A 20,460-nucleotide genomic window follows, 5' to 3' on the forward strand; every position below is an offset into this window, starting at 1 on the left:
GGGTGTCTCCTGATTTTTTATGAAAGGTCTGGTCCGAGCATAGCCGAGCGTGCCGCGCCATCGCGCGAGCGCAGCAGCGCCATCAATGCGTCCATGGCCTGACCCAGTGCGGCGATGTGCGGGTTGGCGGGTTCCAGTTGCTGCAGTGCGCACTGCGCGGCCTCCAGCGTGCTGAGCTGGTGCGGCGCGTGCGCCTTGCGCACGGCGTAACGCGTGGGCGGTACCTGCTGCAGGGCCAGGCGCGGCAGGGCCTGCAACGCAGGGTTGGCCCACAGCATCCTGCGGCTCTTGCGCCAGGTACCGTCCAGCACCACCAGGCGCAGCCGTTCGGGCACTGCCAGCCAGTCGGTCGACAGCGGCGGCGCGGGCAGCATGGGGTGCTGCGGGTCGGGCGGCGTGGGCGGGTACAACAGCACTGCGCGGCGCGGTGCCTGCCGGTCGCCATCAACCCAGGGGGCGTTGATTTCCTGCACCAAGGCAGCGTCGCCGAACGTTTCGCCCACCACGATGCGGCTGCCCGGCAGGCACAGGTGCAGCAGCCGTGCCGTGCCCTTGGCCTGGTGCTGCTCCAGCGGGTGCATGAGGATCAGTACCTGCACTTGGTGCGCCACGGGCCGCACGGCGGCGCAGATGCAGGCTGCGGCGGGGCGCTGGCAGCGGAGGCATACGAGCCGGCGGGCCAGATGGGTGCAGGAGGGCATCGGGGTTGTCAAAAACAGAAGCGCCCAGCGCTTGTCAGGTAAGGGCTGGGCGGTATTTTGATGCTTGGCCCGGGTGTGGGCCTGAGCAGGGCGGCGGCGGTGCTTATTACAGCGTGCCGGCGCGCACGGCTTCGAGGGCAGCCTTCACGCCGGCGCCGTAGGCCGGGTCGGCCTGGGTGCAGTGCGCGATGTGGCGGTCAATGATGTGCTGCGACACGCCGTTGATGTTGCGCGCGGTGTTCTCGCACAGCAGGCGCTGTTTCTCGGGCGTCATCAGGCGGAACAGGTCGCCGGGCTGGGTGAAGTAGTCATCGTCGTCCTCGCGGTAGTTCCAGCGGCTGGCGTCACCGTAGAGCTTTTCCACCGGTTCGGCGTACGCGGGCTGCTCTTGCCACGCACCCTGGGTGTTGGGTTCGTACGCAATGGTGCGGCCGGCATTGCCGTCCACGCGCATGGCGCCGTCGCGGTGGTAGATGTTGACCGGGCAGCGCGCGGCGTTCACCGGGATCTGGTGGTGGTTCACACCCAGGCGGTAGCGCGCGGCGTCGGCGTACGAGAACAGGCGCGACTGCAGCATGCGGTCGGGCGACGGGCCGATGCCGGGCACCAGGTTGCTGGGCGCGAACGAGGCCTGCTCCACGTCGGCGTAGTAGTTGTCGGGGTTGCGGTTGAGCTCCATCACGCCGACTTCGATCAGCGGGAAGTCCTTCTTGCTCCACACCTTGGTCAGGTCGAAGGGGTGGAAGCGGTAGGTCTGCGCCTCTTCCTCGGTCATGATCTGCACGCACAGCTTCCACTTCGGAAAGTCGCCGCGGTCGATGGCTTGCAGCAGGTCGCGCTGGCTGCTTTCGCGGTCATGGGCGACCACGGCGGCGGCCTCCTGGTCGGACAGGTTCTCGATGCCCTGCTGGCAGACCCAGTGGAACTTCACGTAGTGGCGCTCGCCCGCGTGGTTGATGAGGCTGTAGGTGTGCGAGCCAAAACCGTGCATGTGGCGGTAGCCGCGCGGAATGCCGCGGTCGCTCATCACGATGGTGATCTGGTGCAGCGCCTCGGGCAGGCCGGTCCAGAAGTCCCAGTTGCTCTCGGCGCTGCGCATGTTGGTGTAGGGGTCGCGCTTGACGGCCTTGTTCAGGTCGGGAAACTTGAGCGGGTCGCGGAAGAAGAACACCGGCGTGTTGTTGCCCACCAGATCCCAGTTGCCTTCCTCGGTGTACATCTTCACGGCGAAGCCGCGGATGTCGCGCTCGGCGTCGGCCGCGCCGCGCTCGCCGGCCACCGTGGAAAAGCGCGCGAACAACTCGGTCTGCTTGCCGATCGACGAGAACACCTTGGCGCGGGTGTAGCGGGTGATGTCACCGGTCACCGTGAAAGTGCCGAAGGCGCCCGAGCCCTTGGCGTGCATGCGCCGCTCGGGGATCACCTCGCGGTGGAAGTGGGCGAGCTTTTCCAGGTGCCACAGGTCTTGCAGGAGCATGGGGCCGCGCGGGCCCGCGGTCAGCGAATCCTGGTTATTGGCCACGGGTGCGCCGGCGGCGGTAGTGAGGCGATGGGTCATGGGAGAGCTCCTTTCTGGACTGCTGCGGGTTAAATAGATGTGAACTATTTGTTTTGAATAATTATTGTTTTCATCTATTTAAACGGCAAGCCCAAACCCATTGAATTTCCGCAACGCGGCAATAGACGCAGGCTTGCCTACACTGTAGAGCGGTAACCTGGAAAAAGGTTTGACATGCATTACGACATCGTGATCGTGGGGGGTGGGGCCGGCGGCCTGGAACTGGCTGCACGCCTGGGGCGCGCGCTGGGGCCGCGACAGGGGCGTGAGCGGGTGCTGCTGGTGGACCGCTTTGCGTTCCACATCTGGAAGCCCACGCTGCACGAAGTCGCGGCCGGGACGCTGGACGCCCATCAGGAGGGTCTGTCGTACCCCGTGCTCGCGCGGCGCAACCATTTCAGCTTCACCATGGGCGAACTGGCCGGGCTGGACGCCGCGCGCAAGACCATCGCCCTGGCCCCTCAGCGCAATGCACATGGCGAGGAGGTGGTGCCCGCGCGCACGCTGAGCTTCACGCGCCTGGTGCTGGCGCTGGGCAGCGGCTCCAACGCCTTTGGCACCCCGGGCATCGAACACGCCTATCTGCTGGAAAACGTGCGCGATGCGCAGCGCTTTCATGCCGACTGGCTGAGCGCCTGCGCGCGGGCATCGTTCACGGACAAGCGCGCGCTGTCCATCGCCATCGTAGGCGCGGGCGCCACGGGGGTGGAGCTGTCCGCCGAGCTGCTGGAAGCCCATGCAGAGCTGCTGGAGAGCCTGGGCAGCAGCCAGCGTTTTCGGCTGGACGTGACGCTGGTGGAGGCGGGCGACCGCATTCTGGGCGGCCTGCCCGAGCGCATCTCTGCCCAGGCCGCCGTGGCCCTGCGCCGCAAGCAGGTGCGGGTGATGACGGGCACGCGCGTGCTGGAGCTGCGCCCGGGCGTGCTGGTCACCTCGGCCGGAGAGATCGCGGCCGAGATGATGGTCTGGGCCGCGGGCATCAAGGCCGCGGACGCCAACGCCGCGCTGGGCCTGGAAGTGAACCGGCTCAACCAGTTCGTGGTGGACGAGCGGCTGCGCACCTCGGCCCCTGACGTGCTGGCCCTGGGCGACTGCGCGGCCTGCGTGTGGGACGGTGGCCGCATGGTCCCGGCACGCGCGCAGGCCGCGCACCAGCAGGCCGACTACCTGGCGCGCGTGCTGCTGGCGCTGCTGCGCGAGCGCGAGGTGGCGGAGCCCTTCGTCTACCGCGACTTCGGCTCACTCGTGTCGCTGGGCGAGAACAAGGGCGTGGGCAACCTGATGGGCGGCCTGGCGGGGCGCAACTTCTTCGTGGAAGGGCTGATCGCCAAGTGGATGTACATGTCGCTGCACCTGATGCACCACCGCGCCATCCTGGGCCTGGGCAAGACGGCGGTGCTGGCGCTGGCGCGGCTGCTGCAGCAACGCGTGTCGGGGCGGCTCAAACTGCACTGACCGGCGCGACGGCGGCTTCAAAAACCATAGCTGGCAGCGCTTGCTGCGATTAGATTTCAGGCAGTAAATGCCTTGAATTGCTTGAATGGCAAGCGCCAACAGCTCACTTTTTTGATGACTTATCCCGCCAGCAGCTTCTGCACCAGGTCCGCGGCCGTGGACGCGCCGTACTTGCGCATGAGCCGCGCGCGGTAAATCTCCACCGTGCGGTGGCTGATGTCCAGCGCGCGGCCGATCTCCTTGGAGGTCATGCCGTCCAGCAGCCGCGCGGCCACCTCGCGTTCGCGCGCCGTCAGCTCGGCGCGCACGGGGCGCTGCGCGCTCAGGTCCTCGAAGCTCCAGATGCCCGAGGCGTGCGGATCGTTGCGATCCAGCGCGCGACCGGACACGTGGCACCAGAAGGTTTCGCCGTTGGCGCGCTTCATGATGCGGTTGTCGGCATAGTGGCCGCGTGCGTTCAGGATGGGCGCCATGCGTGCGCCCAGCCGCTCATATTCGTCCGGGCTGGGGTAGAGGATCTGGAAGGACTGGCCGATGAGCAGTTCGCGCGAGGCGCCGAACATTTCGCACACATGGCGGTTGCAGTCCACCATGGTGCGGTTGCGCGAAATCACCAGGCCCACGGGTGCCATCTCGAAGGCCAAGCGGTAGTCGGCAACATTCATAGTGGTGCAAGTCTTTAGGGAAAACTACTTAGAAAACTACGTAGTATCGTAGCGCATCCACCCAGCAAACCAGGAGACTGTAGTGAACAAGCTTTACCCCTCGGCGGCCGAAGCGCTCAAGGGCGTCGTGGCCGATGGCCAGCTGATGGCCGTTGGCGGTTTCGGCCTGTGCGGCATTCCAGAGGCTTTGATCGATGCGCTGCAGGCCAGCGGCGTGAAGGACCTCACGGTGATTTCCAACAACGCGGGCGTTGACGGCTTCGGCCTGGGCAAGCTGCTGGAGACGCGCCAGATCAAGAAGATGATCAGCTCCTACGTGGGCGAGAACAAGGAGTTCGAGCGCCAGTACCTCGCGGGCGAGCTGGAGCTGGAGTTCACCCCGCAGGGCACGCTGGCCGAGAAGCTGCGCGCCGGCGGCGCGGGCATCCCGGCCTTCTTCACCAAAACCGGTGTGGGCACCATCGTGGCCGAGGGCAAGGAGCTGCGCGAGTTCGACGGCGAGACCTACGTGATGGAACGCTCGCTGGTGCCGCAGGTCTCGCTGGTCAAGGCGCAGCGGGCCGATAAGTCGGGCAATCTCCAGTTCCGCCTGACGGCGCGCAACTTCAACCCGGCCGCCGCCATGGCCGGCAAGCTGTGCATCGTCGAGGTGGAGGAGGTGGTGGAGACCGGCGCCCTGGACCCCGACCAGATCCACCTGCCCGGCATCTACGTGCACCGCATCGTGCACAACCCGACCCCCGAGAAGCGCATCGAGAAGCGCACCATCACCGAGAAAGCAGGAGCCTGAACCATGCCGTGGACCCAAGACCAGATGGCGGCCCGCGCCGCGCAAGAACTCGAAGACGGCTTCTACGTCAACTTAGGGATAGGCATTCCCACGCTGGTGGCCAATTTCACCGGCGATAAAGAGGTGTGGCTGCAGTCGGAGAACGGCATGCTGGGCATCGGAGCCTTTCCCACCGAGGACAAGGTGGATGCCGACCTCATCAACGCCGGCAAGCAGACCGTCACCACCATCCCCGGTTCGTCCATCTTCAGTTCGGACCAGTCGTTCGCGATGATCCGCGGCGGCAAGATCAACCTGTCCATCCTGGGCGCCATGCAGGTCAGCGAGAAGGGCGACCTGGCCAACTGGATGATCCCCGGCAAGATGGTCAAGGGCATGGGCGGCGCCATGGACCTGGTGGCCGGTGTCAAGCGCGTGATCGTGCTCATGGAGCATGTGGCGCGCAAGAAGGACGGCACCACCGACCTGAAGATCCTGCCGGCCTGCACGCTGCCGCTGACGGGCGTGGGCGTGGTGGACCGCATCATCACCGACCTGGGCGTGATGGACGTCACCCCCGAAGGCCTGAAACTGGTGGAACTGGCGCCGGGTGTGAGCTTCGAGGACATCCAGTCCAAGACCGGCGTGCCGCTGCTGCGCTGAGGACAGGCACCCGCCAGGCCGCCATGCGCATGCACGGCGGGGGCGCGGGGCCAAAACTACGGGCCGGGTGGGATCACCCGGCTTTTTTGTCTTTTTGCGCAAGGCAAAGCGCCGTATAGTGCGCGTGACATTTTTTAACATTTCGTCTGCGCATGAACGCACCCGACCTCAGCCCGGCGGCTTTTGCCGACGGAGACAGCCATTACCTGCGTGCCATCACCGACATGGCCGATCGCCGCACCGTGGTCACGCAGGAAGCGCTTTACACCGACCGGGGCATCAAGCTGGTAGACAAGGGCGCGCGCGTGGACAGCCGGCTCTACGACCGCTTGGTCAAGCACAAGCTGCGCGGTAGCATCGACGAGCATCTGGCCATGGACGACATGGTCAGCGTGCAGTCCATCGTGCAACTGGCCGCGTCGCAGTGCGAGCACGACACGCTGGCCTATCTGCTGGTGCACACGCTGGATGGCATGACCGCCGAGAAGCTGCTCGCGCCCGTGCGCGCCTTGCTGCTGCCGCCGTCGCTGGCCTTCAAGCTCACCGTCATGCGCGAGCAGCATCCGGCGCTGTTCGAGCACAGCGTGCGCATGATGCTGGCGGCCGTGTACCTGGGCATCAAGAGCGGCTGGAGCGACCGCGAATGCGTGCCTCTGGCGACTGCGGCGCTGCTGCACGACATCGGCGTGCTGCACATGGACCCCGTCTGGCACGACCCGGCCAACAAGATGACGGCCGTCGGGCGCCAGCAGCTCATGGCGCACCCCATCACGGCCATGTTGATCATCCGGGGGCAGAACATGTTCCCGCGCGTGGTGGAGCAGGCCGTGCTGGAACACCATGAATGCATGGATGGCAGCGGTTATCCGCGCGGCCTGCAGGGGGACCAGATCTCGCTCATGGGGCAGATCCTGATGGTGGCCGAGGTGGTGGCCGCCTTCTTTGAAAAATACGCCAACGAGGCCGCGGCCCAGCGCCTGTCGCTCACGCTGCGCCTGAACCACCGCAAGTTCCCCGCAGCGCTCATCGCCTGTCTGCTGCCCGTGCTGCAGATACGCGCCGTGCAGACCGATGTGCAGGTCACGCCGGCAGATGTGGAGCGGCTCATTGAACAGCTGTCCACGGCCTTCGGCGACTGGGACACCCGCCGCGCCGGGCTGTCGCCAGAGGCTGCGGAATCCGAGGCCTGCGCCTTCGTGGAGCAGCGGCTTTCCGCGCTGCAAAAAACCCTGTTCGAGGCCGGCTCCCATCCCCAGCAGCAGGCCGAGGCCCTGCAATACCTGCAGGGCGATGAACAAGGCTTGGCCGAACTGGCCCTGCTGGGGCGGGAAGCCCTGTGGCAACTGCAGGGCATCGTGGACGCCACCCACAGCCGCTGGCTCACGCTGCAACACAGCCCGCAGGCGGGCGACCAGGCGGTCGTGCAGTGGCGCGATGCCTGCGCAGTGCGCTTGGCGCAGCGCTGAAATCTGCGCTCCTGACGCACCGCCGGATCAGACGCTAGGCCCTGACGCCGGCCGGGTTGAAACCGCCAACCGCCGATGATTACTGTATATTTGAACAGTATTCATCGGCGGTTCGCATGGCGGCTTTTCTTTCCTCTTCCCTGAACGCGCTGCCCGGCGTCTGGCAGGGCGATGCCTGGGCGCACGCGCCGCAGCCGGCGCTGGCCACGGGCCATGCGCCGCTGGATGCGCAACTGCCCGGTGGGGGGTGGCCGCTGGGGTGCATGAGCGAGTTGCTGCTGCCTCCCCAGGCCCATCCCGAGTGGACCCTGGTGATGCCGGCCCTGGCCGCGCACCTGGCGCAAGGCCCGGGACGCGCGGTACTGGTCACGCCGCCGCTGGAGCCCTTCCTGCCGGCGCTGCAACCCCTGGGGCTTGCCGCCGACCGGCTGTGCTGCATTCACCCGTCCAGCCCGCGTGCGGACATGGCCGCGGCATGGGCTTGCGAGCAGGCGCTGCGTTGCCGCGACGTGCGCGCCGTGCTGGCCTGGCTGCCGCAGGTGCCTGCCGCCATGCTGCGGCGGCTGCAGCTGGCGGCCGCGCAGCACCGCCAACTGCTGTGGGTGATGCGTCCCGAGCGCTCGCGCGCGCAGGCATCGCCCGCGCCGCTGCGCCTGTGGCTGCAACCGCAGGGCGAGGAGCTGCACGTCCATGTCGTCAAGCGGCGCGGCCCGCCGCTGGCGCAGCCCGTGGCACTGCCCGCACGCACGCCGGTACTGGCCGTGGCGCTGCAGGCACAGGCCCAATGGCGCCGCCAGGTGCAGGCGGCCGCCTGGGGCATGGGGGGCCGCACACCGCAGGAGGTGGAGGATGCATTGGCTTGCCTGGCACTTGCCACCCATTGAGGCCACGACCGGGCCTGCCACCGGGCCCGTGATCGGCCTGCCGCCTGCCGCGCAGGGCTGGTGGGCGCTGCGCTTCACGCCGCGCGTAGCCCTTGTGGACGAAGCGCTGCTGCTGGAGGTGAGCGGTACCGAACGCCTGTGGGGCGGGCGCGCCGCTCTGCAAAGCCTGCTGCGTGACCACGCGCCCCCCGGGCCCGAAACCCTGGAGGGCGGGTCTCTCTGGGCCAGTGCGCCCACGGCGCTGCAAGCCCTGGCCCTGCTGCGCCTGCAGCGCCAGGGCCGGCCCGTGCCGCGGCGGCTGCCGCACGATCTGCCGGTTGCCACCCTCTCGGCGCTGCGCCCGCATGCCCAGGCGCTGCAGCAGCTGGGCTGCCGCACCTGGGGCGCCGTGCGTGCGCTGCCGCGCGCCGGGGTGGCGCGGCGCTTCGGCGCCGAACCCCTGGCGGCGCTGGACCGCGCCTGGGGCGACGCACCGCATGGCCTGGACTGGATCACGCTGCCCGAGCAGTTCGCGCTGGAGCTGGAACTGCCCGCGCTGGCCGAATCGGCCCCCGCGCTGCTGTGGGCCGGCCAGCGCCTGCTGGATGCACTGCAGGGCTGGCTGCGCGCGCGCCACCAGGGCGTGCAGGCGCTGGAGCTGGCCTGGCGCCATGACCTGCGCCGTATCGACGGCGTGGACCTGCCCCCCTGGCAGAGCCTCACGCTGCGCACGGCCGAACCGCTGCAGGGCATGGCGCACCTGCGCCGCCTGCTGGCCGAGCGCCTGGCGCACCAGCGCCTGGCCGCGCCCGTGAGCCGGCTGGCGCTGCGCAGCCTGCAAACCGCGCCCATGCCACAGGCCAGCGCGGACCTGCTGCCGCCCCAGCCAGGCGACGCGGGGGCGGGGCAGGGCGAGCCCTGGCACCAGTTCGTCGAGCGCCTCTCGGCCCGCCTGGGCGCGGACAGCCTGCGGGTGCCGCGGTCCCAGGCAGACCACCGTCCCGAATGCATGCAACAGTGGCAACCGGCCTTGGCGGCCCGCGCCTCGCCGCCGGCGCCCGCACAGGACTGCACCCTCGCGCCCTTGCTTCCGCCCTGGCTCGTGCGGCCTGCGCGGCCGCTGGCCCTGCGCGGCAGCCGGCCTTGCCTGCACGGCCAGCCGCTGCGCTTGCTGGACGGGCCGCAGCGCGTGGAAACCGGCTGGTGGGAGGCCGCAGCGGACCTGAACGACGACGAGAGCGATGTGCAGGTCAGTGCACAAAATGGCGCGCAGGATGGTGGCTCGGCCCTGGTGCGGCGCGACTATTTCGTTGCCCACAACCCGGCGGCGGGCACCGTCTGGATCTTCCGCGACCGGGCCACGGGCGGCTGGTTCTTGCAGGGGGTGTACGGATGATGCTGCCCGCCTACGCAGAGCTGCACGCGCTGAGCAACTTCAGCTTTCAGCGCGGCGCCTCGCACCCACAGGAACTGGTGCAGCGCGCGCACGAACTGGGCTACAGCGCCCTGGCGCTGACCGACGAATGCTCCGTCGCCGGCGTGGTGCGCGCCCATGGCACGGCGCAGGCGCTGGGCCTGCCGCTCATCGTGGGCAGCGAGTTCTGCTGGGGCGACGTGCGCATCGTGGCACTGGCGCGCGACGTGCAGGGCTGGGGCGACCTGTGCGAGTTCATCACCGCCGCGCGCCAGCGTGCCGGCAAGGGCGGCTACCGCGTGGATGCCCAGTCGCCCTGGGCGCTGCTGCAGGGCTGCGAGGTGCTGCTGGCGCCCCGGCGCGAGGCGTTTGTGGATGCTTCTGATTTAGTAGCTGTCAGCGCTTGTCTGGAAAGCGTTAGAGGCCTATTTGGCTCTAACTGCTGGCTGGCGGTAGAGCTGCACACCGCGCCGGACGACGGCCTGTGGCTGCGCACGCTCACGCAGGCCGGCGCGCAGCTGGGCCTGCCGTTGGTGGCCGCGGGTGACGTGCACATGCACTCGCGCGCGGCCAAGCCGCTGCAGGACGTACTGACCGCCGTGCGCCTGGGCCGCAGCGTGGCCGCGTGCGGCTTCGCGCTGCAGCCGCATGCCGAGAAGCGCCTGCGCCCGCGCAGCCGGCTGGCGGGCCTGTACCCGCCCGCGCTGCTGGCGGCCACGCTGCAGGTGGCGGCGCGCTGCACCTTCAGCCTGAACGAGATCAAGTACCGCTACCCGCTGGAGACCGTGCAGCCCGGCATGACGGCAAGCCAGACGCTGGCCTGCCTCACCTGGGAGGGCGCGCGTGTCCGTTACCCCGATGGCGTGCCAGAAGCGGTGGTGACGCAGGTCGAGAAGGAACTGGCGCTGATCGCCGAGTGCGGGTACGAGATGTACTTCCTCACGGTGCACGACATCGTGCGCTATGCGCGCAGCCAAGGCATCCTGTGCCAGGGGCGGGGCTCGGCGGCCAACTCGGCGGTGTGCTACTGCCTGGGCATCACGGCGGTGGACCCGCAGAAGACGCGCCTGCTGTTCGAGCGTTTCATCAGCCGCGAACGCAGCGAGCCGCCCGATATCGACGTGGACTTCGAGCACGACCGGCGCGAGACCGTCATCCAGTACATCTACGACAAGTACGGGCGCGAGCGCTCCGCGATCACCGCGGTGGTCATCAGCTACCGCACGCGCAGCGCCCTGCGCGACGTGGGCAAGGCCCTGGGTGTGGCGCCGGCGTTGGTGGATGCGTTCGCCAAGGAGCACCACTGGTTCGACGACGTGCTGGCCACGGAGCACCTGCTGGCGCTGGCCGAGCGCCTGGGCGAGCCGCTGGGCGCGCACACGGCCGCGCTGTGGCTGCAACTGGCGCGCCAGCTGCGTGGCTTTCCGCGCCACCTGAGCCAGCACGTGGGCGGCTTCGTGCTCACCGAGGGCAAGCTCACACGCCTGGTGCCCGTGGAGCCGGCCGCCATGGACGGGCGCTCCATCATCCAGTGGGACAAGGACGATCTGGACGCCATGGGCCTCTTGAAGGTGGACGTGCTGGCGCTGGGCATGCTCAGCGCGCTGCGCCGCTGCCTGGAAATGCGTGCCGCGCTGCGGGGCGAATCATGGGACCTGGCCGACATCCCGCCCGAAGACCCGACCACCTACGACATGGTCTGTCGCGCTGACACCGTGGGCGTGTTCCAGATCGAGAGCCGCGCGCAGATGAGCATGCTGCCGCGCCTGCAGCCGCGCGAGTTCTACGACCTGGTGGTGCAGGTGGCGATCGTGCGGCCCGGGCCCATCCAGGGCGGCATGGTGCACCCCTACCTGCAGGCGCGCGAGCGCCGGCGCCAGTGGCAGCGCAGGCAGCGCACGAAGCGCGAGGAGCCGTTCCCCATTGAATACCCGAGGCTCGGCAACGCCCTGCGGCGCACGCTGGGCGTGCCCATCTTCCAGGAACAGGTGATGCAGATCGCCATCGACGGCGCGGGCTTCAGCGCGGGCCAGGCCGACGAGCTGCGCCGCTCCATGGCCGCCTGGCGGCGCAAGGGCGAGGTGCACCGCTTCGAGAAGCCCTTCAAGGACGGTCTGTTGGCGAACGGCTACCCGCCGGAATTTGCCGACCGGCTGTTCCAGCAGATCCTGGGCTTTGGCGAATACGGCTTTCCCGAAAGCCATGCCTACAGCTTTGCGCTGCTGGCCTACGCCAGCAGCTGGCTCAAGCGGCACGAGCCTGCGTGCTTCCTGGCCGCGCTGCTCAATGCGCAGCCGCTGGGCTTTTACACACCGGCGCAACTGGTGCAGGACGCGCGCCGCCATGGCGTGAGCGTGCTGCCCATCGACGTGGCGACGAGCGACGTGGACTGCACACTGGAGGAGCCCCTGGCACCCGTTGCCGGCGTGTCCTTGGCGCAGCCGGCCGTGCGCCTGGGCCTGCGACTGGTGGCGGGGCTGGGCGCGGCGGCGGCCGAGCGGCTGGTGCAGGCGCGCGGCAGCGGCCCCTTTGTCAACAGCGAAGACCTGGCCCTGCGCGCGCGGCTGGACCGGCAGGATCTGCAGGCCCTGGCCGCGGCTGATGCGCTGCGCGCGCTGGCGGGCCACCGGCGCCAGCAGATGTGGGACGCCGCGGCCCAGCTGCGCGCTCCGCCGCTGCTGCAGGACGCGCCCGTGCATGAGGCCGCCCCGCAGTTGCCCGCCGCACCAGAGGGCGAAGACATCTTGTGGGACTACGCCGCCACGGGCCTGACGCTGCGGCGCCACCCCCTGGCGCTGCTGCGCGAGAAGCTGCAGCGCTGGCGGCTGGCCACGGCGCAGCAGTTGCAATCGGCGCCCCATGGGCGGCGCGTGCGTGCCTGCGGCATCGTCACCGTGCGCCAGCGGCCGGGCTCGGCCAACGGCACGATGTTCGTCACGCTGGAGGACGAGACCGGCTCGGTCAATGTGATCGTGTGGCCCGCGCGGCTGGAGCGCTGGCGCAGCGCGCTGCTGCGCTCGCGCCTGCTGGCGGTGGAGGGCGTGTGGCAGTGCGCCCGCGCACCGGGCGCGGACACGGCCGTGCGCCACCTGGTGGGCGAGCGGTTCAAGGACCTCACGCCGCTGCTGGGCCGCCTGGCGCAGGCGCTGGACGGCAGCCGCGACTTCCATTGAGTTTCAAGAGAAATAAGGCTCTGGCGCTTATGTGACAAGCGCTGACAGCTATCAAAACGATAGTCAGCGTGGCCCCACGGACCGGCCCGAGCGCCATTCCTGTGGAATCAGCGCATACAGCGGCGTGGGGTCGCGCACGAACAGCTGCGGCGTGGGCGGCGGCTGCAGGGTGAGCACCGAACCCTCGGGCGACAGCTCCATGGTGGAGAGCTGGCGCATCCAGGCCACATCGATCGTGCCGTCGGGCGCGGGGCGCGAGTAGATCAGCTCCAGCATGCGCTTGGCGGGTCGGCTGCCGCTGGCGGCGGCGATCTGGTACAGGCGGATGGCTTCGGTGTAATTGGACGGCACGCCGTCGCCGCGGTGGTAGCGGCGCGCCTGCGCCAGCCATTCGTCGGCCGTGTGCGGGGCGGGCTGTGCGCTGATGGTCTGCTCCATGCGGCTGGCCAGCAGCCGGGCATTGGAGGCCGCCGCGGGCGAGCGCGGCGCCGCCGCGCGGAACTGTGCCAGCGCATCGGGCAGGCGCGCCGCGGCGATCTGGCGCAGGCCCAGTTCGTTGAGCGCCTGGGCACTGCCGGCCTGGGCGGCGCGCTGCAGCAGGGCTGCGTGTCCGTTCTCCTGTGGGGGGGCATCCGGCGCGCGCGGTGCGGCGGCGGGAGGCGGCAGCGGGGCCAGGCGCTCCTGCGCCCACCATTCCAGCAGCAGCGCCAGCGGCGCGTCCACCGCACGCAACTGGGCGATCCACGGGCGCGCGGCCGCAGGTTGCGGCGGGCCCACGCAGCCATCGATTTCGCACCAGGCCAGGCCGGCGCTGGCGTGGGGCTCACCCAGCGCGCGGGCGCGCTCGAACCAGTACCGCGCCTGCGTGCGGTCCAGGGGCACGCGCTCGCCGTGCAGGTACAGCAGGCCCAGGACCCAGGCGCTGCGCGCGGCGGCCTTTTCCGCTGCGCTGCCCTTGCGCGCTGGCGCCAGCGCCGTGGCGCGCAACCGGCGCAACTGCGCCAGGGTGGCCTCGTCCTCGGGCTGGGGCAGGCGCAACGGTTCGGCCTGGGGTTGGCCGGAGGGCTGGATGCGCGGCACGCTGGAGGAGCCGGATGGCTCGATCAGCGGGGCCGCGGGCTGCACCGCCGGCGGCGTGAAGTCGCCGCCGCCCTGGCTGGGCTGGATGGCGGGCTGCGGCAGCGCTTCGATGCGCGCTTGGGCCGGAGCCAGCAGCATGCACGCCAGGAGCAGCACGGCCGGCAGGGCCAGTCGTCTGCCCCCGGGCGGCAGGGCGGCACCGGCCCGGGGCGCGAAAGGGCGGAGCAGGGGCGTCATGGCGGCGTCCTGGCGAGGTGGGGCGGGCCGCGCCCTCAGCGCTTGGCGGGCTGCGGGGCGGCAGGTGCGGCCGCCGCGGGCTGGGCCTTCTTGGGCTGGGTCTTCCAGTACACCTCGGACTTCACGTAGCCACTGGTGCCCACGCCCTGCTGGAAGGCCTTGTCGATGTCCTCGATGGTGCGGTAGCCGGGAATGTTGACCAGCCCTGCGCCTTGCAGTGGCGCGGGCAGCCGAGGCAGCACGTCGGTTTCGGCGGCAAAGCAGGCCACGCGCTCGGTGCCAGGGCGGCTCGCGTCCATGATGAAAGCCGGGTTGGGCACCAGCCAGTCGGGCAGTCGCAGCGCCTGGTTCGCCGCCACCAGCGAATACGGCGTGACCTGGTTGGGCGTGAGTCGCATGACGTTGCCCGAGGGGTCGGCAAAGTAGCAGTACATGTGTGAGGTGCGCGACACGGTGGCCGACACGAACACCTGCTCGCCGACTTCGAAAGTGGGCTCCATGCCCGGGGGCAGCGCATTCTCGATCTGCATGTCGATGCGCCGTGGCGGGGGCGTGGTGGAGGTGAGCACGAGGCCCGAGGTGCGCACGGGCGTGGAATCCCCTTTGTTCTCGGCCATGCTGCCGGTGGGGCCCGACGGGCCCCAGCCCACCCGTTGCAGGGAGCCATCGGGTGCCAACGTCACGAAGTGGCGCATCGCGCGCTCGTAGGTGGAGAAGTCCAGCACGCCGGTGGGCACCAGCAGGCTGTCGATCTGGAACTGCGTGAGCGCGGTGCGCAGCGCGGGCGAGTCCAGCGCCAGCAGGTCGGTGCCCGCCTGCAGGTAGCCCTGGGCGATCAGCGAGTTCTGCACCAGCGTGGCCTGGCCTACGCCGCCGCTTTCGTCGAACCAGTCGCGCATCTGGCGCTGAAAGTCGGGATGCGTTTGTTCCAGCGTCAGGCACTGCCAGTAGGGCACGCGTGCCCATTTGCCCACCAGTTCGATGGTGGCCAGGTCAATCAGCGTGCGCATGGCGCCGCCGGCGCCCAGCGCGTAGTCGCGCCCCACGTTGAAGTTGACGCCGTAGCTGCCGATGCGCCCGGCCACGTCCAGGCCCTGGCTGCCGCTGCCGATGACCACCTCATTGGCTGAGTCCAGTCCGGGAATCAGCGTGCGCGTGCGAAAGTCCCCCAGGTGCATCTCCAGCCCGATCACGGTGGCCGAGCGGTTGCGGCTGTAGCCTGTGTCCAGCCGGCTGGCGGAGGTGCCGGCGTCGAAGCGGTTGGTGGTCACGTTCTGGTCCACGAACGCAATGGCACCCGACACGTACAGCGCGGGGCGCTGCAGTTGCATGAGGTTGTTGTTGAGCAAGATGGTGGTGAGGTTCTGCACCGTATCCTGGCGCACGATGTCCACCTCATAGTCCACGTAGCGGAAGGCGTTGGACAGCCGCGACATCTGCGACAGAGAGGTGATGATCATGTCCTTGGCAGCAACGGGCACGCGGCTGGAATAGTCGATGACCTGCTTGCTGGTGATGAGCGTGGTGGGCACCTGCGCGGCGCGCAGCATGTGGTCCATGCACATCAGCGAATCCGAGAAGCTGGAGACCGAGCGCGTCGGGCGCACGACGGGGCGGTCCGTCGTATAAGCCGCCTGCTGCAGCGATGCGTCCTTGCGGGGGTCTAGCGGCGTTGTGCAGGCGCTGAGCAGTAGAGCGCCCGCCAGCATCAGCCAGGCAGCGCCACGGCGTGGGGCGCCGTTGCGGCCGGGACCGCGGGGAAGTGTGGTTGCGGTGTTCATGGCAAAGCCCTCTCGTCTTCGCGTTATCCAACCCTCTGGCGCGGCCGAGCAGGCGCGCGGCGCATGCCCGGCCGCGCCCGCACGCTGATGGCCGTCACCAGCAGATATTGACCAGATCCCCTCGCAGCACCACCACCTGGTCGGCGCCGGGCTTGCCGGTGCCACCCGAGGCCGCGGTGCCGAAGTTGCTGCCCACGGATTGCGAGCACACGACCTTGGAGCCTTGCGTGTTCACCGCGTTGACGACGTCCTTTTCGGTCACGATGCCCGTGGTGTCGCCAGAAAACGCCTTGGCCACGTAACGAGTCAGGCGCGCCTGCTGCCAGGCGGGCAGGCCGGTGTCGTGGTTGATGTAGCCGGAGCGCGGCGCAGAAGGCAACGGCTGCATCTGCACATTGACCTTCTTGTCCAGCACCACCGGGTCTTCTCCCGGCGCGGCCCAGGCGGGTGCCGCGGCGCACAAGGCCAGGGCTGCCGTGGCGGGCGCCAGGAAGCGTGTTGCGCGACTGAGCATGGCGAATCTCCTCAAGCAACCTGCACAAAAAGCGCCAGGCCTTCAGTAGGCCCGGCGCTCACGGACTCACCAGTTGGGCCGATAGCAGTTGCCGCCGGGGCAGGGATCCTCGGCGCAAGCGTCATTGGAGGAGATGTTCTGCACCGCGAACGAGTGCGAGCCCTTGGCCTGGTTGACTGCACTGCCACCGATGAAATTGGCCGTCTGGGTGGAAGCTGCCGCTACCACCACATGCCCGTAGTTGGAGGCGACGTTCTGGGTGGCGTGTGCATCGCTGCCGTCAGCCAGGTTGCTCAGCACGGCACCCAGGCTGTTCACCGTCTGGTTGGAAGCAGCGCGGATTTCCACCTTGCCGTTGTTGCTGGCGAGGTTCTGGCGGGCAAGGGCGTCGTCACCCTTGGCTTCGTTGGTCACGGCACCCAGGCCCAAATTGGCGGTCTGTGTAGACGAGCCCCCAGCAAAGACCTGCACGGGGCCGGCGTTGGAGGCAATGTTTTGCAATGCCTCGTTGTGTGCGCCGGACGTATTGGAGATGGCGGTGCCGACCGAGTTGGTCATTTGCACGGACGGCCCATTCAGGGTGATGGTGCTGGGCGGTTGCACTGCCATGGCAGCAGTCGCGACGGCACTCAACGCAAAAAATGCAAGAACTTTCATGACTGTCTCTCCTATAACGTGGGCGGTCTCAAATCTGAAGTGCAACACCGCTGGTTGATATTCAATGAATGGTAGCGGAGCTTTTCTCGGCGATAGCCGCCATGAATCGCTGAAAAGCCTGGTAGGGAGAATCCCAGCCGAGAGTCTGACGAGGACGGTTGTTCATCAGATCGGCCATGGAGTCCAGCGCATCCTGGTCATGCATGCTCAGGTCTGTGCCCTTGGGCATGAACTGGCGCAGCAGCCCATTCGTGTTCTCACAACTGCCTTTTTGCCAAGGGCTGTGCGGATCACAAAAGTACACCCGCATGCCAAGGGCTTGGGCGAGTTCCTTGTGCCGGGCCATCTCCTTGCCCTGGTCGTAGGTGAGCGTCTGGCGCATCGGCTGTGCGATCTGGCGCAGCTTGTTGGTGAACGCGGCCAGCGCACTGTCTGCGGATGCGTCAGGCATCTTGCACAGCAGCACCAAGCGCGTTGAGCGCTCTACCAGCACACCCACCGCCGATTGGTTGCCAGCACCCTTGATCAGATCCCCCTCCCAATGCCCCGGGATCACGCGATCATTGACCTCGGGTGGGCGAACATGGATAGAGACCATGTCTGGAATCTGACCACGCCGATCAGAGCCTGCTGAACGCGGGCGGCGTGTACTCTTGCCTTGGCGCAGCAGTGCGATGAGCTGGCGGCGCAACTCACCGCGTGGGTATGCATAGATGGCGGTGTAGATGCTCTCGTGCGAGGCATGCATGGTTGGGTCCTGGGGATACATGCGCTGGAGTGTGCGTGCAATCTGCTGGGGCGACCACAGCCAGCACAGCATGGTGGTCACAAGAGTCCACAACGCCCCGCAGCTGTGCAGCTTGGGGTATGGCTTGGCCTGAATGCGCCGCAGCTGGCACAGACGCTGCGCAGGCGCGCTGGCGTAACCGCCGTGGCAGGCGTTGCGCCGCAACTCACGGCTGATGGTGCTGGGGCTGCGGCCTTGAAGGCGGGCTATGGCCCTGATGCTCCAGCCCTGCTGGCGCAGCGATGCCAGCGTCACTCTGTCTTCTGGCTGCAAGTGCTCGTATCTCGTTCCCATTTGCGTACATTACCCTTGGTGAGGGTGTTGCACTTCAGATTTGAGACCGCCGTGTCAAAAAGACCGCGCCCTCCGGTGGCTTGGGTTATGACCGGTGTCACGGCTACATCGACAAGAAGAAAGACCGCGCCCAACCCGAGGAGGAATGCCGGAGGCCGCCCGTCTTTTTGTCTGGCTCCAGTTTCCGCAGGGGGGCCTCCGGCATCCATCTCCCATCGCGGGTAGCCGAAGAAGGGGGCGCTCTGACAGCACTGCAAATGCGTGCGTCAGAGAGGAAAGAGGGCCAAGAGAGGCGCTGAAAAGGATCGGCGCAGGGGTGTTTCTCAGGTAGTGTCATTCGGTAACAATCGAATCGCTGCGGATGGGATGTGTTTATTACCAGTAATGGACGGACCGGGCGGGACTGCAAAAAACGGCTGGCACGCCTGCATATTCTTTCGCAGGGAAAATTTCCCATTAATGTGTTTGAGCGAGGTTTATCCCTTATCTGCGTTAGTTTCAAAATGTGAGTCAGGTAACTCACGAAGAAATTACGAATATCTCCGGATGTTTCGGTGTAATTTGTTTTCCTGTGAGGAAAGCACCCAAAGCGTTGGGATGATCTTTCCGTGGTTACGGTGTGCAAACGCTGAGGGGCCGCCAACAGGCGCCCCCGTCTGGAGACTTCTTTATGCTGCCCGTCAACGATCCTCCTGGTGCAATGGCCGCTCCGCGGGGGACGTCTGTCACCCCAGGCCAATTCGCCATGCACCAGAATCCGCCCTCCATCTGGCCGGACTTTCTGGCGGGGCAGCTAGAAAAGCCTGTGCGCGTTTTGCTGGTGGATGACGATGCGCACATGCGGCGCGTCATCGCGCAAGAGTTGATGAGCGACCAGCGTACGCTGCTGGTGGCGCAGGCCACCAGCGTGCGCGAGGGCCGCAAGGCCATCAAGCAGCATGAGTTCGATGTGATGCTCGTGGACCTGAACCTCGGCGATGGCGAGGGCTTCATGCTGATCGACTACATGAAGTCGGTGCGCCCCACGGCCGAGGCCATCGTCATCTCCATCATGCAGAACGATGAGCAGGTGCTGCACGCCTTCGAGCTGGGTGCCACGGGCTATCTCGTCAAGAACTCATGGTTCGGCAGCTATCCGCAGGCGGTACTGCAGGTAGCCAACGGCGGTGCTTCCATCACCCCCAACCTTGCGCGTCGCCTGCTGCAGCGGTTTGACCCGAGCGGCGCCGCGGCCCCGCACGCCCAGCGGCGCGTGGAGCAGGAAACCGAGCGCCTGTCCCAGCGCGAGAAAGAAGTGCTGCGCATGGTGGCCAGCGGTTACACCAGCGCCGAGATCGGCAACCGGCTGTTCATCAGCAGCCTGACCGTGAACACGCACATCAAGAACATCTACCGCAAGCTGCAGGTGCGCACGCGGGCGCAGGCCGTGCGCTTCGCGTCACTGCGCGGGCTGTTCTGAAAGAAGAGCCGCCTGGGCGCACAAACGTCCGTCGCACCTGCTGCAGGGATGAGGGAGATTTCCATGTTTCGCACCCGTCCGCCGGCCTTTGCAATCGCCTGCGTTGCTGTCTGGTTGCTTGCCATGTCCGTCGAGACCCTGCTGCTGGTCTCTGCGGAGCAACTGAGTCTGCAGGCGCAGTTGCGCTGGAAGCTCCTGGGCCTGGGGGCCCTGGTGTGCTGGGCATCTTGCTGATCGTGCAGTTGCCGCGCGCACTGCAGTGGCGCCCACGGCGCAGCATCCGGCCCAGCCCTGATGTGAAGCGCGAGCGCGAACGCATTGCACGCAACCTGCACGACCAGGTGGGGTCCCAGCTCGTCAACGCCATCGCCCTGGTGGACGAGCGGGACCCCGAACACGGGACGCTGATGCAGTCGCTGGAGTTGTGCCTGCTCGACCTGCGCCTGTTGGTGGATTCGATGGACGGCGAGGACGATTCCCTGGCAGACCGGCTCGCGCGGCTGCGCCACCGCATCCAGCCTGCGCTGGACCGGCGCGGCATCGCGCTGCACTGGGAGATTGCGCCACACGATGAACTGGCCCTGCCAGAAGGCAAGGTGGCGCGGGAGATAGCCGCCATCGTCCAGGAAGCCGTGAGCAATGTGCTGCAGCATGCGGACGCCACGGCGCTCGTGATCCGCCTGCACTCCGTGCAAACGCCGCAGGGCAGGGCATGGCAGTTGCAGGTGGCAGACAACGGCGCAGGGCTGCCGAGCGGCGAGCCCGCGTGCCACAGTCTGGGACGCGGCATTGACAGCATGCGCTCGCGTGCGGCGGCGGTGGCGGGCTGGCTGGAGCTGCTGCCGCAAGAAGGCCGTGGTCTGTGTGTGCAACTCACGGTTCCGGCCGTGCAGTGAACACGACCAGTGCGTGCCACCCAGGCCG

18 protein-coding genes are annotated in these 20,460 nt (G+C 67.8%); 10 read left to right on the top strand and 8 right to left on the bottom strand.

Going from position 1 to position 20,460, the window contains the following annotated elements; genetic code table 11:
* Window positions 1-17: 17 nt before the first annotated feature.
* Together MRB47_RS10300 and MRB47_RS10305 are read right to left on the bottom strand one after the other, a co-directional pair.
* Entirely contained in the window at window positions 18-701 is a 684-nt protein-coding gene (locus MRB47_RS10300) for a tRNA-uridine aminocarboxypropyltransferase (protein WP_252100626.1), read from the bottom strand.
* A gap of 106 nt (window positions 702-807) precedes the next feature.
* Complete coding sequence (locus MRB47_RS10305; RefSeq protein WP_252100627.1) at window positions 808-2,259, bottom strand: catalase; 1,452 nt, start codon at window positions 2,257-2,259, stop codon at window positions 808-810.
* A 174-nt stretch (window positions 2,260-2,433) separates the two neighbouring features.
* On the opposite strand from MRB47_RS10305, the gene MRB47_RS10310 reads away from it, so the two are divergent.
* Window positions 2,434-3,714, top strand: coding sequence for an NAD(P)/FAD-dependent oxidoreductase (locus MRB47_RS10310; RefSeq protein ID WP_123675814.1), 1,281 nt, complete (start codon window positions 2,434-2,436; stop codon window positions 3,712-3,714).
* Window positions 3,715-3,833: 119 nt separating this feature from the next.
* Here MRB47_RS10310 and MRB47_RS10315 read toward each other — a convergent pair whose 3' ends face one another.
* Entirely contained in the window at window positions 3,834-4,379 is a 546-nt protein-coding gene (locus MRB47_RS10315) for a PAS and helix-turn-helix domain-containing protein (protein ID WP_088886809.1), read from the bottom strand.
* An 82-nt stretch (window positions 4,380-4,461) separates the two neighbouring features.
* Here MRB47_RS10315 and MRB47_RS10320 point away from each other — a divergent pair, with 82 nt between their 5' ends.
* The 6 genes from MRB47_RS10320 to MRB47_RS10345 all read left to right on the top strand — a co-directional run bounded on the left by MRB47_RS10320 (window position 4,462) and on the right by MRB47_RS10345 (window position 12,727).
* A complete protein-coding gene (locus MRB47_RS10320) occupies window positions 4,462-5,169 on the top strand; it encodes a CoA transferase subunit A (protein ID WP_252100628.1) in 708 nt (235 codons plus the stop codon).
* Between the two features lie 3 nt (window positions 5,170-5,172).
* A complete protein-coding gene (locus tag MRB47_RS10325) occupies window positions 5,173-5,811 on the top strand; it encodes a 3-oxoacid CoA-transferase subunit B (protein WP_011805210.1) in 639 nt (212 codons plus the stop codon).
* 152 nt (window positions 5,812-5,963) lie between these two features.
* Complete coding sequence (locus tag MRB47_RS10330; RefSeq protein WP_252100629.1) at window positions 5,964-7,277, top strand: HD-GYP domain-containing protein; 1,314 nt, start codon at window positions 5,964-5,966, stop codon at window positions 7,275-7,277.
* 116 nt (window positions 7,278-7,393) lie between these two features.
* Window positions 7,394-8,161 carry a translesion DNA synthesis-associated protein ImuA gene (gene imuA / locus MRB47_RS10335; protein ID WP_252100630.1) on the top strand — a complete coding sequence of 256 codons (768 nt, stop codon included), beginning with the start codon at window positions 7,394-7,396 and terminating at the stop codon, window positions 8,159-8,161.
* Complete coding sequence (locus MRB47_RS10340; protein ID WP_252100631.1) at window positions 8,127-9,536, top strand: Y-family DNA polymerase; 1,410 nt, start codon at window positions 8,127-8,129, stop codon at window positions 9,534-9,536. Before imuA ends, MRB47_RS10340 begins: the two co-directional genes overlap by 35 nt.
* Entirely contained in the window at window positions 9,533-12,727 is a 3,195-nt protein-coding gene (locus MRB47_RS10345) for an error-prone DNA polymerase (protein ID WP_252100632.1), read from the top strand. The genes MRB47_RS10340 and MRB47_RS10345 overlap by 4 nt, the downstream gene beginning before the upstream one ends.
* Window positions 12,728-12,790: 63 nt before the next feature.
* On the opposite strand, the gene MRB47_RS10350 is transcribed toward MRB47_RS10345, so the two are convergent.
* The 5 genes from MRB47_RS10350 to MRB47_RS10370 all read right to left on the bottom strand — a co-directional run bounded on the left by MRB47_RS10350 (window position 12,791) and on the right by MRB47_RS10370 (window position 18,077).
* Window positions 12,791-14,044: a hypothetical protein gene (locus tag MRB47_RS10350; protein ID WP_252100633.1), complete on the bottom strand. Its 1,254-nt coding sequence runs from the start codon at window positions 14,042-14,044 to the stop codon at window positions 12,791-12,793.
* 35 nt (window positions 14,045-14,079) lie between these two features.
* Window positions 14,080-15,825, bottom strand: coding sequence for a DUF4384 domain-containing protein (locus MRB47_RS10355; protein ID WP_252100634.1), 1,746 nt, complete (start codon window positions 15,823-15,825; stop codon window positions 14,080-14,082).
* Window positions 15,826-15,919: 94 nt separating this feature from the next.
* Window positions 15,920-16,339 carry a hypothetical protein gene (locus MRB47_RS10360; protein ID WP_011805218.1) on the bottom strand — a complete coding sequence of 140 codons (420 nt, stop codon included), beginning with the start codon at window positions 16,337-16,339 and terminating at the stop codon, window positions 15,920-15,922.
* A gap of 66 nt (window positions 16,340-16,405) precedes the next feature.
* Window positions 16,406-16,996, bottom strand: coding sequence for a hypothetical protein (locus tag MRB47_RS10365; RefSeq protein ID WP_011805219.1), 591 nt, complete (start codon window positions 16,994-16,996; stop codon window positions 16,406-16,408).
* A 61-nt stretch (window positions 16,997-17,057) separates the two neighbouring features.
* A complete protein-coding gene (locus MRB47_RS10370; RefSeq protein ID WP_252100635.1) occupies window positions 17,058-18,077 on the bottom strand; it encodes an IS30 family transposase in 1,020 nt (339 codons plus the stop codon).
* A gap of 745 nt (window positions 18,078-18,822) precedes the next feature.
* Here MRB47_RS10370 and MRB47_RS10375 point away from each other — a divergent pair.
* The 3 genes from MRB47_RS10375 (at window position 18,823) to MRB47_RS10385 (ending at window position 20,432) form a co-directional block, all read left to right on the top strand.
* Window positions 18,823-19,536 (top strand): response regulator transcription factor, encoded by a 714-nt coding sequence (locus tag MRB47_RS10375; RefSeq protein ID WP_162844542.1) that lies wholly within the window; start codon window positions 18,823-18,825, stop codon window positions 19,534-19,536.
* Between the two features lie 63 nt (window positions 19,537-19,599).
* Complete coding sequence (locus MRB47_RS10380) at window positions 19,600-19,770, top strand: hypothetical protein (protein WP_252100636.1); 171 nt, start codon at window positions 19,600-19,602, stop codon at window positions 19,768-19,770.
* On the top strand, window positions 19,752-20,432 hold the full coding sequence (locus MRB47_RS10385; protein WP_252100637.1) for a sensor histidine kinase: 681 nt from the start codon (window positions 19,752-19,754) through the stop codon (window positions 20,430-20,432). Before MRB47_RS10380 ends, MRB47_RS10385 begins: the two co-directional genes overlap by 19 nt.
* Window positions 20,433-20,460 lie beyond the last annotated feature (28 nt).

Origin of the sequence: Diaphorobacter sp. LI3 (assembly GCF_022807955.1) — a bacterium.
In the GTDB taxonomy this organism is placed as follows: Bacteria; Pseudomonadota; Gammaproteobacteria; order Burkholderiales; family Burkholderiaceae_C; genus Diaphorobacter; species Diaphorobacter nitroreducens.